Origin of the sequence: Curtobacterium sp. PhB128 (assembly GCF_004340725.1) — a bacterium.
GTDB lineage: Bacteria > Actinomycetota > Actinomycetes > Actinomycetales > Microbacteriaceae > Curtobacterium.
Genome location: NZ_SLUR01000004.1, coordinates 1 through 11,721, shown reverse-complemented (window position 1 = coordinate 11,721; position 11,721 = coordinate 1). Strand labels below are relative to the sequence as shown.

Here is an 11,721-nt window from a genome sequence, read left to right as displayed (position 1 = left end):
TCAGGGCAACCGCACCGAGGCCAGCGCGTACGACGCGTCGGCCCACGCACGGACCTGCGCCTTCGACAGGGGCTCCTCCGGCGAGGTCGACCAATCCGAGATGTTGCGCCCGCGCATCTCCTTCGCGAGGTGCCCGAGCACGTCTCGCTTCGACTCTGTCGCCAATGCCGCGCCGAACTGCTCCGCGCCGGGGACGTCGGCCAGCTCGGTCAGGTAGGCCTGGCAGAACCGGTCAACCGCTTCTGCGCGCAGGTACGGACTGTCGAGCGTGGCGTACCAACGCCGGAAGAACTCGTCGTACGGCCCAGAGTCTCGCATGAAGCCGCCGGACGCGAACAGGAGTTCGCGAACCCGCTCCGGGGTGAGCCCGCGTGCTTGCTGCACGGCATCACCGATCTTGCCCGCGTCGACCAGGTCAGCGAGAGTGCTCACACTTGCAGCGTAGCCGGAACATCACATTCGGCGTTCCCCGCCGGACAGCGGGGTACGGACAGGGCCTGGTCGGGTCAGGCGGCGCCGGGCAGGATGGGGCGTGCCCGGAGGGCGACCCGACGAGGATGTGGAGTGACGCGATGACGCGTGTAGTGGTGACCGGCGGCAGCGGCAAGCTCGGACGAGCGGTGGTGCGCGACCTCGATGCGCACGGGTACGACGTGGTGCTGCTCGACCGCGTGCCCTCGGCCGACCAGCCCGAGGGCGTGCAGTTCGTCCGGATCGACCTGACCGACTACGGCCAGGTCCTGAACGCCCTGCTCGGCATCGACGACCGGTACGACCACGTGGACGCCGTCGTGCACCTCGCGGCCGTGCCCGCGCCGGGCCAGGTCCCCGACGTAGCGCTCATCACGAACAACGTGACGGCGTCGATCAACGTCTTCCACGCCGCACGCGCCGCGAAGATCAAGAACCTGGTGTGGGCGTCGAGCGAGACCCTGCTCGGCATCCCGATGGGCGAGCACCACCCGCCCTACCTGCCCGTCGACGAGGAGTTCGCGGTCCGCCCGCAGTCGTCGTACTCGCTCGGCAAGGCGGTCGAAGAGGAGATGGCCCGCCACTTCACCCGCTGGGACCCGGAGCTGAAGATGATCGGCCTGCGGTTCTCGAACGTGATGGACGAGACCGACTACCCGGCGTTCCCGTGGGACGCCACCCCCGAGGCGAAGACCTTCAACCTGTGGTCCTACATCGACTCGCGTGACGGCGCCCAGGCGGTCCGCAAGGCCGTCGAGGCCGAGCTCACCGGGTTCGAGGCGTTCGTCATCGCGAGCCCCGACACCGTGATGGACACCCCGACGATCGAGCTCGTCGAGCGCTACGTGCCCGACATCGAGCGTCGCGCGGACATCGACGGCGTCAGCTCGCTGCTGTCGTCCGAGAAGGCCCGCGAGCTGCTCGGCTACGCCCCCGAGCACAGCTGGCGCGACGGCCGCTAGCAGCGCCCGCGTCCGCCGCTGAGCCGCCCCTTCGCTAGGCCGGCAGCAGCAGTCCGTCGAGCACCAGGTCGCGCGCCGCCGGCAACAGGTCGGCGGCGAGCACCTGCTCGTCGACACCCGTGATCTGAGCCAGTGCGCCGACGATCGCTGCGACGGACAAGTCCCCGTCGCAGGCTCCGACGAACGCAGCGAGCGCCGTGTCCGCGTCCACCCGCCGTCCGAGTCCGCCGCCCTGCACGAGCGTCATCACCGTGGGGTCGTCGTTGCCCGGCCAGTAGTAGCGCTCCTCGGTGACGTCGCCCGCCACCGTCAGGTGTGCCGTGGCGAGCGCGGCGTCGTCGTGCGCGGCGAGCCACGCGGCCGCGTCGAGGACGCGAGCGACCGTGGCGCCGAGCCCGGCGGGGTTGGAGCCGAGCGTCTCGGGGACGCGCTCGAACCGGCGGAGGCTCGCCGTTCCTCCTGGCAGGGCTCGACGCACCACGACGTAGCCGAAACCGACGCCGGTGACGCGGCGGTCCGCGAAGTCGTCGAGCCAGGCGCCCATCAGCGTGTCGAACTCGGGCGTCCCGGGCTTCGTGCCGCCGTCGCGGATCCAGGTCTCGGCGTACGACGTGGGGTCCTGGCGCTCGCGCTCGATGACCCACGCGTCGAGGTCGGTGTCCGCGAACCAGCTGCGCACACGGTCGAGGCCGTCGACGCCCCAGTGGTACTCCCAGTTGCCGAGCAGCTGCGCGGTCCCACCGGGCTCGAGGTGCTCGGACAGGCCGCGGAGCACGGTCTCGACGAGCGCGTCGCCGACCATGCCGCCGTCGCGGTACTCGTACGAGGGGACGCCCGGCCGACGGGGTGTGATGACGAACGGCGGGTTCGACACGATGCGGTCGAACCGCTCCCCCGCGACGGGCTCGAAGAGCGAGCCGTACCGGAAGTCGATCCCGTCGATGCCGTTGAGCTGCGCGTTGAAGCGGGCGATGTCGAGGGCGCGGCGCGAGATGTCGGTGGCCACGACGTGCTCGGCGAAGCGCCGGGCGTGCATGGCCTGGATCCCGCAGCCGGTGCCGAGGTCGAGGACCGTGCGGACGGGGACGGGCAGCTGCAGACCGCTCAGCGTGGTGGTGGCGCCGCCGATGCCGAGGACGTGCTCCTCGCTGATCGCGTGGCCGAGGGCGAGTTCGCCGAGGTCCGAGGCGATCCACCAGCTGCCGGCGCCGAGGTCGTCGACGAAGGCGTAGGGGCGCAGGTCGACCGTCGGGCGGACGTCGTCTCCGACGCCCGTCAGCAGCCCGGCCGCGACCACGGCGTCGAGCCCGGCGGTCGGGAACGCGGCAGCTGCGTCCGCGCGGGACGTCGGCAGCCCGAGCACGAACAGGGTGGCGAGGGTGCCGAGCGGGGATGTCTCACGAGCAGCCAGGGCACGGCGGGCCGCCACTCGCGACCCCCGGTGCAGCGATGCGGCCGCTTCGGTCCCCCAGAGTGCGTCGACCCGGTCGACGGTGAAGCCGGCGGCGTCGAGGTCCGCGGCGAGCGCCGTCGTCACGGCCGGGTCAGCACCGATGTCGGGGAGCGTGTGCACGGAGTCCCCGGCGCCAGAACCCGCGCCGGGTACCGAGCTCACGACTCGATCCCGTCGCGGAGCAGCGCCGCGGGCACCTGCCAGTCGAGCACCAGGTCGAGCAGCCCCGGGAACCGCTGCTGCACGTCCTCGACCCGGACCCGGCTGATGCGGGTCAGGCCCTCGAGGTGCTGTTCGAGCAGTCCGGCCTCGCGCAGGACCCGGAAGTGGTGGGTGAGCGTGGACTTCGGTCGGTCGATGCCGACCCAGCCGCAGCTCCGTTCACCACCGGCGGCATCGACGAGGTAGCGGTGCAGGATCGCCAACCGGATCGGGTCGCTCAGTGCATCGAGGACGACGGGGAGGTCCATCTCGGCCACGGACGGCTGGGGCAGCCGCTCGGGGGCATCGACGTGCGCGGGCATGGACGGGACGCTACCACCGTTCGGCTTGCTGTACGACTTGCGTCGTACTGCGGACTGCGGTACGAATGCAGTCGTACAACGGACCATCGGAAGGATGCTCATGCAGCAGTCAGCTCGCTCGGTCGCCGGGTTCTGGATCCTCGCGGCGATGCTCCTGGTGTCGGTCGCGTCGTCCGCGGTCCCCTCGCCGATCTACCCGGTCTACGCCGCTGAGTGGCACCTCACGCCACTGATGCTGACCGGCGTCTTCGCCATCTACGTCGCCGGGCTGCTCGCGAGTCTGCTGATCGCCGGCCGACTGTCCGACCACGTCGGCCGCAAACCCGTGCTCGTCGCCGGAGGCCTGGGCGTCGCCCTGTCGCTCGGACTGTTCGCGATCGCGGACGGCGTCGGCGCGCTCATCGTCGACCGCATCGTGCAGGGCGTCTCCGTCGGGCTCCTGATCGGTGCGCTCGGAGCGGCCCTCATCGACAACTCACTCGAGCGGCACCCGACCCTGGCCGGCGTGCTGAACGGTGTCATCCCGCCGATCGCACTCGCCACCGGTGCGATGTCGAGCGGTGCACTCGTGCAGTGGGGTCCGGCGCCGGAGCAGCTCGTCTACCTGGTCTTCGGCGCACTGCTCGTGCTCCTCGTGCTGGCACTGTTCGTGGTCCCCGAGCAGGTCCAGCGGCGCCCCGGAGCGCTCCGTTCGCTGCGCCCGACGATCAGCGTGCCGCGGAGCTCGCGTCGACTGTTCCGCGGGGTCGTCGGTTCCCTCGTCGCCAGCTGGGCCCTCGGCGGCATGTTCCTCTCGCTCGTCCCCTCGGCCCTCGGTGCGGTGTTCGGCATCACGAACCACTTCGCGGCCGGCGCACTCATCGCCGTCGTCACGGGCGTCGGTGCACTGACCGGGCTCGCGACGCAGCGGATGGACGCTCGTCGCGCCGTGCTCGTCGGGCTCGTCGCCCTGGTGCTCGGCCCGATCGTGACCGTGGCGTTCGTGATGGCCCACTCCCTGCCCGGCCTCGTCGTCGGCAGTGCGATCGCCGGCGTCGGCTTCGGTGCCGGGTTCCAGGCGCCGCTGCGGATGCTGCTCGCGACCGCGGCACCGACCCACCGCGCCGGACTGCTCTCGACGATCTACGTCGTCAGCTACCTGGCGTTCGGGGTCCCCGCCGTGATCGGTGGGCTGCTCGAACCGTCGATCGGACTCGTCCCCGTCATCGCCGGGTACGGCGGGTTCATCGTCCTCGCTGCCGTCGTCGCGCTCGTGCTGCAGCTGACGTCGAAGGACGCGGCCGCCGTCGAGGAGCAGGCCGCCGAGGTCATCGAGCGCACCGCCACCGGCTCGATCCGCGTCGCGGCGGAGTAGGCGGGCCGTCCGCCCGGCACCCGCTTGGTGCGAGGTTGACCACACGGTGCGAGGCCACAGCACCGCACGGAGTGATCAACCTCGCACCAGCTGACGGCTAGTGGCCCGGGTGCGCCGAGTTCGCGCCGCGCGCCCGTCCACGAGCACGCACCCCGACCGTCCGAGCAGCACCCGTGTGGGCGGCGTCGACGTCGGCCTTGCCCCGGTCGGCAGCATCGCGCAGGCGCTTCGGTCCGTGCCGCTTGGCCCAGTCCCAGAAGCGGTGCAGCTGCGCCTTGAGCCACACGATGATCTTGTGGAAGAAGTGGAACTCGCTCGCCAGCACCGTGAGCCCGATGAACACCACGAGCCACCCCGGCCCGGGCAGCGGCACCAGGATGAGTCCGATGATGACGACCAGCCCGCCGACGATGCCGACGAGGACCTTGTAGAACAGGTGCAGGTGCGGCCTGGCGTGGATCCAGGTCCGCATGTCGTGGAACCACTGGAAGCGCTGACGCGGCGCACCGTCGGTCCGGCTCTCGCCGGGTCCGTCGTTCGCGTCGCCGTCCATGCCGAAAACGTAGGGCGTGCGGCTGGGAATCCGCGGCGCACGCGGTGGACGCGCGGTGCGCGTGACGGAAGTCGCGTGGCGGGGATGCGCCGTGCCTCCCGTCCGTCAGCGGGTGTCCGCCGGGAGGCCCGTCACGCGTGGGCGACGCACGTCGCGGCCCACGGGACGGCGGCCAATCGGGCCGCTGGGATCGGTTCGCCGCCGACCGCGCAGGTTCCGTAGGTGCCGGCGTCGAGCCGCGCGAGCGCGGCGTCCACCTGCTCGATCCGCTGCCGGGCCGCGTCGCGGACGGCGCCGAGCGAGCCGCGCTCCCACGCGAGGGTCGCGCCCTCGGGGTCGTGCTCGTCGTCGGAGTTGGCGTCCTGGCGGGCGTCACTGACGTCGCGCATGCTCCGCTCGACGTCGGCGAGCAGCCGTTCGTTGCGAGCGCGTTCCGTGTCGAGCGCGGTGCGGGGGTCGTCCATGGCGGACACCGTAGTCGTGACGGAATGCCCGACTCTCCGGATGCGTTTGCATCGACATGACGAAGATCGGGTTCCTGTCGTTCGGACACTGGCGCGACGTGCCGGGGTCGAAGGTGCGCAGCGGGCGTGAGTCCCTGGTGCAGGCGATCGACCTCGCGGTCGCTGCTGAAGAGGCCGGCGTCGACGGCGCCTACTTCCGCGTGCACCACTTCGCACCGCAGCAGGCGGCACCGTTCCCCCTGCTGTCCGCGATCGCCGCGAAGACCAGCCGCATCGAGATCGGGACCGGCGTGATCGACATGCGCTACGAGAACCCGCTCTACATGGCCGAGGAGGCCGCGGCGACCGACCTGATCTCCGGCGGACGACTGCAGCTCGGCGTCTCCCGTGGCTCACCCGAGACCGCCCTCGCCGGTTACCAGCAGTTCGGCTACGTGCCGGACGCGTCCGACGAGAACGGCGGCGACATGGCCCGCGCGCACACCAGCGTGTTCCGTCGCGCCATCGCCGGCGAACCGATGGCGAACGCCAACCCGCAGATGACCGGCTCGGTCGGATCGTTGCCGATCTCCCCGCTCTCCGACTCGCTCGGCGACCGCATCTGGTGGGGCGCCGGCACACGAGCCACCGCCGAGTGGACCGCCGAGCAGGGCATGAACCTGATGTCGTCGACCCTGCTCACCGAGGACACCGGCGTGCCGTTCGACGAACTGCAGGCCGAACAGATCGAGCGCTTCCGTCGAGTGTGGGCGGAGTCGGGCTGGGAGCGGACCCCGCGCGTCTCCGTCTCCCGCAGCATCATCCCGATCATCGACGACGAGTCGCGGCACTACTTCGGCGTCCGCGCACAGGTCGAGGGGCAGGACCAGGTCGGGCACCTCGACGGCGGGCTCGCACGCTTCGGCCGCTCGTACATCGGCTCGCCCGAGGACCTCGTCGCGGAGCTGGCGGCCGACCAGGCCGTCCGCGCTGCCGACACCGTGCTCGTCACGGTGCCGAACCAGCTCGGCGTCGACTTCAACGCGAGACTGCTCGCCGCCGTCAAGGACGTGTTCACCGAGGTCGACGCGGCACCCGTCCCGGCCTGATCTGCTCGGTCAGGCGCTGACGGTCGGCGGCTGCGTCTACTCCGGCGTCGTCGTCGTCTGGGTCGGCGCAGGCGTCGGCGTCGGCGTCGGCCAGATCAGCCGGAAGCGCTCGCAGACCACCGGCATGTCCGGTTCGAAGCCGCGCGGGTTCTCGGAGTGCGCGCGCCAGTACGCCTCGTGCACCGTGCGCCAGTGCTCGAGAGTCCGGTCTCCTTCGCCTTCGGCGCGCGCGTGCTCGGCCCCGACGGCGTCGAACGGGACGATCCGGACGTCCGTCGTCTCGATGACGGCCCGGGGAACACCGGCGCCGTCGGTCACGATGCTGCACTCACCGGTCGCGGGGAGCGGGTCACCCGTCGCCTCGTAGTCCCAGAGCGATGACGCCGTGCCGTCCTTGACGCCGCGGAGCACCAGGCCGAGCAGCTCGTCTGCCTGCTCCGGAGTGGCACCGAACGACCACGCCTCCGGCACCTCGGCAGGCAGTTCCGGAGCCTCGTCGCGCCGTTCGTTCCAGAAGTCGTCCAGGCTCGCGGTCACCAGCCGACCGTAGCGCACCGCCGGGTGTCCGCACTTGTGCCGACACCCGCCTTGGGACTGTGGCGGCGGGGCGGCGTCCCCTACCGTCGAGGAGCACCATCCCCCGCACCTCGAGGAGTCCCCGTGACACTGCCGGCCGCAGGCTGGTTCCCGGACCCGCAGGACGCCAGTCGTCTCCGCTGGTGGGACGGTCACGCCTGGGGCGCCGCGACCCGTGTCCTGCCGAGTGCTCCGGAACCGGTCCTGCCGATCGTCGTCGCACCTGTCGGCCCCTCGTTCTCCGTGCACACGGCATCGATCCGGACCCACGCGTGGGCATCCGGCGGCGGTCGCGATCGACGGTTGTGCGTGTTCACGGTGCTCGCGGTGCTGCTGGCCCTGACGTCGATCCTCATCAACCCGCTGGGTGTCTGCAGCGCGTTCGCCCTCGTGTGCGGGCTCGTCGGTGTCGTTCGCCCCGGTGCGACCGGCGGGTGGGCGGTCGCGGCGAGGAGTGCGTCCTCGAGCGCGGTGGTGGTCGCGGTCGCGACGGGCGCGGTGGCGGCGTCGGCGCAGTTCCACCTCTTCTGACCGGGGCGTCGATCAGTCTCACCGATGGCAAAGGATTGCCAGGGGTTGAGGACTCTTAGATCCATCATGCAGTATTCCAGTACGGCACTGACGCCGTACTGGAGGGAGAACCATGAACAAGCTCGGGACGCGCGGGGCATCTGCTCTCGCGGCCATGTCGTCGGTCGTGCTGGGGTGTGCGCTCCTGTCCGCAACACCAGCCGCAGCGGCTCCCCTCGGAGAGGATCAAACGATCCGGGCCGTCGAGGCTGCGGAGCGCGCGCTTGGCCTCGCCGACGATTTCCTTCCGGACAGCCCTGCGGTGCTCGCATCGGGTGCCCCCTCAGCGGCCCCGGGCACATCATCGGGTACCACCATCACCCCCGGCCCGAACTCGGACCACGAGGCCGGCGTCCAGTACACAGCGGACCGGCTCGATGAGAACTCGACACGGTACGCAGCGGTGATGAGCGCTCCGGCATCGTCCAGTGCGAGCTGGGCGTTCAACGACGATGTCGAACTGGTGCTCCTCGAGGACGGGCGGGTGAGTGTGAGCGACGGCAACGGTGGTCTGATCGCCGGAATCGACGCACCGTGGGCGGTCGATGCGAGCGGACGAGCTCTGCCGACGAGCTACCGGGTCGACGGGGCAACGTTGGTCCAGGACATCCAAGTCGATTCGCGGACGGCCTATCCGGTCGTCGCCGATCCGCGCTACAGCACGTTCCCCGGTTACTGGACCGTCACCTTCAACCGAGCAGAGAGCGCCACGGTCGTCGGGACGGTCGCGAGCTGCGCCGCGCTCTTCTCCAAGTCACCCGTACCGATACTGCGGGCACTAACGGTCACCTGCGGTGTGCTCGCCGCGTTCAGCACGGCACAGCTCGCAGGGGGCAAGTGCGTGAAACTCCACCTGGCGGGGCTCCCCGGCGTCATCGCCCAGTGGTGGCCGACGTTCCCGAAGTGCTGAGCCGATGATCGCGCCCATGTTGGTCGGACTCTTCGTCGGGTTCGCCTTGTCCACGGCCGGGGAATTCACCGATCGCTGGACCTCGAGGCTCCTGCGTGTCCTGCCGATCGTCCTCTGGTTCGGATGGCTGGTCAGCGTGATGCCGGACGGGATCTCCGACGTCGAGCTGCGCCTCCTCGGTGTCGGGATGTTCGGTCTCCTGACCGGGATGTTCCTCGCCTGGGCCTCGTTCGACCATCGGACGCGTCGCCGCCGGGGGCACTCGAACTGATGCGTGGCGGAAGGGTCTCGCCTTCGTGGGCGAGACCCTTCCGCCGCGACGAGACCTACCGCCGCGCCCGCGGATGCGCCGTCTGGTACACGTCCCGCAGCATGTCCGCCGTGACCATCGTGTAGATCTGGGTCGTCGCGACGCTCGCGTGCCCGAGCAACTCCTGCACCACGCGCACATCGGCACCGCCCTCGAGCAGGTGCGTCGCGAACGAGTGCCGGAACGTGTGCGGCGACACATGCGCCTCGAGTCCCGCCGCCTCGGCCGCCGACTGGATCACGAGCCACGCGCTCTGCCGCGACAGCCGGGCACCCCGCGCGCCGAGGAACAGCGCCGGCGTCGAGGCCCCTCGTGCCGCGAACACCGGCCGGGCCCGCACCAGGTAGGCGTCGATCGCCGCCCGGGCGAAGCTGCCGAGCGGCACGACCCGCTGCTTGTTCCCCTTGCCGGTGACCTTCACGACGGCGAGACCGTCGGCGTCCGGAGCCGAGTCGTCGGACAGCGTGGTCACGTCGTCCACCGACAACCCCACCGCCTCGGAGATCCGCGCGCCGGTGGCGTAGAGCAGTTCGAGCAACGCCTTGTCCCGCAGCCGCACGGGGTCGTCCACACCGGAAGCGCCGTCTGCGGAACCATCCGCAGAGCCGTCCGTCGACACCGCTCCGAGCAGCCGCTCCATGTCCTCCACCGAGATCGCCTTCGGCAGCCGCATCGGGGCCTTCGGCGGCCGGACGGCGGTGCCGGGGTCGAGCGGCAGCCAGCCCTCCCCCGCCGCGAAGGCCGTGAACGAGCGCACCGAGCTGAGCATCCGGGCGATCGACCTCGGCGCCAGCGGACCGTCCGGCTTCGTCGCCAGGTAGGTCACGAACTCCGACACGTCTGCCCGAGCGAGCCGCCCGACGTCGTCGATCGCAGACGCCCCGCCGGCGCGGTCGGCACCGTCGGACTCGACGACCGGAGCCGTCGCCAACCACGAGGTGAACACCGCCAGGTCACGCCGGTACGCCGACAGCGTGTGCTGTGACAGTCCCCGCTCGATCGCGACGTGCCGCAGGTACGTCTCCGTGGCACGGTCGAGGGGCATCACCTGAGCAGGCTAGCGGGCAGCACACCGAACGCCGGACGACGGACCGCGCGACGACAGCCCGTCAGTGCAGTGCCTCGTCGGGGGCCCCGACCCGGTACCCGGTGAACGTCACGGTCAGGCCGGCTCGCGTCGGAGCTGCACACAACAGTCCGGCCGACACGGCAGCATCGGGATCGAGGTACGCAACCCGCACCAGCCGGGGTTGCTCGTCGTCGGCCCACGCCCGGACGGTCACGGCATCACCGTCGCGGCTGGCCCGGACGGTCACGACGCGTCCCACCCACTCCGGCACGGGCGCCACCGACCAGTCCGAGAAGTCACGGGTCACCACGGCGCCGAGCTGCGGCGTCCCATCGGAGAACTCGACACCGGCCTTGATCCAGTTCCGCTCGTCGACGCGCAGGAAGAGACCGGCCTGGTCGAACTGCTCCGTGTAGTCGAGGACGAACGATGCCTCGACCGAGAACGACCCGTCGAGGGGCTGCACCAGCGCGTGCTCGGAGTCGTGGACGAACCCGTACGACGTGGTCCGCCAGGCGTCACTGCCCCGGGCCGCCGTGACCCGCAGCACGTCGCCGTCGAGTTCCACGGCCTCGGGCTCGTGCGTCCACGTCGCCGCGTCGACCAGTTCTCGCAGGCTCATGCGCGGCCTCGCTCGAGCGCATCCACCGCGAGCACGGCCACGACCAGCCCGGAGTTGTGCAGCCGACCATCGAGGATCGCCTCCACCAGCTCGGCCCGCGGCACCCACCGCTTCACGATGTCGGCTTCCTCAGCCTCGCGCTCGAACGCCGTCGTCGTGGGCCGCACGCCCCGGGCGCGGTAGACCTGCAGGAATTCGTTGCTCCCGCCGGACGACGTGTTGTACCGGACCAGCGGCTCCCAGGTGTCCGCTTCGAGGTCGGCCTCTTCAGCGAGTTCGCGGGCGGCAGCGACCTGGAGGTCCTCGCCCTCGACGTCCAACAGCCCAGCCGGCAGCTCCCAGTCGCGCACCCGAACCGGGTGCCGGTACTGCTGGATCACGAGGACACGGCCCTCGTCGTCCTCGGCGTAGACCGCGACGGCACCGGTGTGGTCGATGTACTCCCGCACCATCGTCTCGTCGTGGTACGCGATCGCGTCGCGACGCACGTCCCAGACGGCGCCCTCGTACACGACGGTGGACTCGGTGACCTCGAACGAGGCGGCTTCGTCAGCGATGGGTGCGTCAGTCACGCAACCATCCAAGCACGCGCCCCTCGCGGAACCAGGTTCCGGACACAGCACCGCGTCGTTCCCTGGTTCCGTGTCCGGAACCAGGTGCCGTGGGCACGACCACAGATAGACGGGAGGCGCGGTGCCAGCTGTGAACTGGTCCCGGTTTGTTGGACCGTGAAGTCAGATTAGGCCGCGAGGGCGTGAGCTCGGTATTGAACCGGGCTCATGCCCTCGAGTCGTG

At 70.8% G+C, this 11,721-nt stretch carries 15 protein-coding genes; 6 read left to right on the top strand and 9 right to left on the bottom strand.

Annotated elements, in window-relative coordinates; translation table 11 throughout:
- Positions 1 to 432 carry a hypothetical protein gene (locus tag EDF23_RS08185; RefSeq protein WP_131921377.1) on the bottom strand — a complete coding sequence of 144 codons (432 nt, stop codon included), beginning with the start codon at positions 430 to 432 and terminating at the stop codon, positions 1 to 3.
- A gap of 140 nt (positions 433 to 572) precedes the next feature.
- On the opposite strand from EDF23_RS08185, the gene EDF23_RS08180 reads away from it, so the two are divergent.
- Positions 573 to 1,433, top strand: a complete 861-nt coding sequence (locus EDF23_RS08180) for an NAD(P)-dependent oxidoreductase (protein WP_131921376.1) — start codon at positions 573 to 575, stop codon at positions 1,431 to 1,433.
- 34 nt (positions 1,434 to 1,467) lie between these two features.
- On the opposite strand, the gene EDF23_RS08175 is transcribed toward EDF23_RS08180, so the two are convergent.
- Both EDF23_RS08175 and EDF23_RS08170 read right to left on the bottom strand, forming a co-directional pair.
- On the bottom strand, positions 1,468 to 3,006 hold the full coding sequence (locus tag EDF23_RS08175; protein ID WP_243648878.1) for a methyltransferase: 1,539 nt from the start codon (positions 3,004 to 3,006) through the stop codon (positions 1,468 to 1,470).
- 38 nt (positions 3,007 to 3,044) lie between these two features.
- Positions 3,045 to 3,410: a helix-turn-helix domain-containing protein gene (locus tag EDF23_RS08170; protein ID WP_123294965.1), complete on the bottom strand. Its 366-nt coding sequence runs from the start codon at positions 3,408 to 3,410 to the stop codon at positions 3,045 to 3,047.
- A 100-nt stretch (positions 3,411 to 3,510) separates the two neighbouring features.
- Between EDF23_RS08170 and EDF23_RS08165 the strand changes: the two genes are divergently transcribed.
- Positions 3,511 to 4,764: an MFS transporter gene (locus EDF23_RS08165; protein ID WP_123673782.1), complete on the top strand. Its 1,254-nt coding sequence runs from the start codon at positions 3,511 to 3,513 to the stop codon at positions 4,762 to 4,764.
- 97 nt (positions 4,765 to 4,861) lie between these two features.
- On the opposite strand, the gene EDF23_RS08160 is transcribed toward EDF23_RS08165, so the two are convergent.
- Entirely contained in the window at positions 4,862 to 5,317 is a 456-nt protein-coding gene (locus EDF23_RS08160; protein WP_243648858.1) for a TIGR02611 family protein, read from the bottom strand.
- 131 nt (positions 5,318 to 5,448) lie between these two features.
- The gene (locus tag EDF23_RS08155; protein ID WP_111086578.1) at positions 5,449 to 5,781 is read right to left on the bottom strand and encodes a TraR/DksA C4-type zinc finger protein; all 333 of its coding nucleotides are present in this window, start codon (positions 5,779 to 5,781) and stop codon (positions 5,449 to 5,451) included.
- A 50-nt stretch (positions 5,782 to 5,831) separates the two neighbouring features.
- On the opposite strand from EDF23_RS08155, the gene EDF23_RS08150 reads away from it, so the two are divergent.
- Entirely contained in the window at positions 5,832 to 6,869 is a 1,038-nt protein-coding gene (locus EDF23_RS08150; protein WP_131847179.1) for an LLM class flavin-dependent oxidoreductase, read from the top strand.
- A 36-nt stretch (positions 6,870 to 6,905) separates the two neighbouring features.
- On the opposite strand, the gene EDF23_RS08145 is transcribed toward EDF23_RS08150, so the two are convergent.
- Positions 6,906 to 7,406, bottom strand: coding sequence for an ASCH domain-containing protein (locus tag EDF23_RS08145; RefSeq protein WP_243648857.1), 501 nt, complete (start codon positions 7,404 to 7,406; stop codon positions 6,906 to 6,908).
- 123 nt (positions 7,407 to 7,529) lie between these two features.
- Between EDF23_RS08145 and EDF23_RS08140 the strand changes: the two genes are divergently transcribed.
- The 3 genes from EDF23_RS08140 (at position 7,530) to EDF23_RS08130 (ending at position 9,196) form a co-directional block, all read left to right on the top strand.
- Complete coding sequence (locus EDF23_RS08140) at positions 7,530 to 7,976, top strand: DUF2510 domain-containing protein (protein WP_207895463.1); 447 nt, start codon at positions 7,530 to 7,532, stop codon at positions 7,974 to 7,976.
- 112 nt (positions 7,977 to 8,088) lie between these two features.
- A complete protein-coding gene (locus tag EDF23_RS08135) occupies positions 8,089 to 8,925 on the top strand; it encodes a hypothetical protein (RefSeq protein ID WP_131881731.1) in 837 nt (278 codons plus the stop codon).
- A 16-nt stretch (positions 8,926 to 8,941) separates the two neighbouring features.
- Entirely contained in the window at positions 8,942 to 9,196 is a 255-nt protein-coding gene (locus EDF23_RS08130) for a hypothetical protein (RefSeq protein ID WP_131921373.1), read from the top strand.
- A gap of 55 nt (positions 9,197 to 9,251) precedes the next feature.
- On the opposite strand, the gene EDF23_RS08125 is transcribed toward EDF23_RS08130, so the two are convergent.
- The 3 genes from EDF23_RS08125 to EDF23_RS08115 all read right to left on the bottom strand — a co-directional run bounded on the left by EDF23_RS08125 (position 9,252) and on the right by EDF23_RS08115 (position 11,498).
- Positions 9,252 to 10,280 (bottom strand): site-specific tyrosine recombinase XerD, encoded by a 1,029-nt coding sequence (locus tag EDF23_RS08125; RefSeq protein WP_131921372.1) that lies wholly within the window; start codon positions 10,278 to 10,280, stop codon positions 9,252 to 9,254.
- Between the two features lie 64 nt (positions 10,281 to 10,344).
- Complete coding sequence (locus EDF23_RS08120; protein ID WP_131921371.1) at positions 10,345 to 10,926, bottom strand: DUF1349 domain-containing protein; 582 nt, start codon at positions 10,924 to 10,926, stop codon at positions 10,345 to 10,347.
- A complete protein-coding gene (locus EDF23_RS08115) occupies positions 10,923 to 11,498 on the bottom strand; it encodes an NUDIX hydrolase (RefSeq protein WP_194673126.1) in 576 nt (191 codons plus the stop codon). Before EDF23_RS08115 ends, EDF23_RS08120 begins: the two co-directional genes overlap by 4 nt.
- Between the last annotated feature and the right edge of the window lie 223 nt (positions 11,499 to 11,721).

Coding starts and splice junctions, on each gene's coding strand:
- EDF23_RS08120 (WP_131921371.1), bottom strand. CDS start 10,926: ATGAGCCTGCGAGAACTGGTCGACGCGGCGACGTGGACGCACGAGCCC.
- EDF23_RS08160 (WP_243648858.1), bottom strand. CDS start 5,317: ATGGACGGCGACGCGAACGACGGACCCGGCGAGAGCCGGACCGACGGT.
- EDF23_RS08135 (WP_131881731.1), top strand. CDS start 8,089: ATGAACAAGCTCGGGACGCGCGGGGCATCTGCTCTCGCGGCCATGTCG.
- EDF23_RS08155 (WP_111086578.1), bottom strand. CDS start 5,781: ATGGACGACCCCCGCACCGCGCTCGACACGGAACGCGCTCGCAACGAA.
- EDF23_RS08130 (WP_131921373.1), top strand. CDS start 8,942: ATGTTGGTCGGACTCTTCGTCGGGTTCGCCTTGTCCACGGCCGGGGAA.
- EDF23_RS08125 (WP_131921372.1), bottom strand. CDS start 10,280: ATGCCCCTCGACCGTGCCACGGAGACGTACCTGCGGCACGTCGCGATC.
- EDF23_RS08165 (WP_123673782.1), top strand. CDS start 3,511: ATGCAGCAGTCAGCTCGCTCGGTCGCCGGGTTCTGGATCCTCGCGGCG.
- EDF23_RS08180 (WP_131921376.1), top strand. CDS start 573: ATGACGCGTGTAGTGGTGACCGGCGGCAGCGGCAAGCTCGGACGAGCG.
- EDF23_RS08170 (WP_123294965.1), bottom strand. CDS start 3,410: ATGCCCGCGCACGTCGATGCCCCCGAGCGGCTGCCCCAGCCGTCCGTG.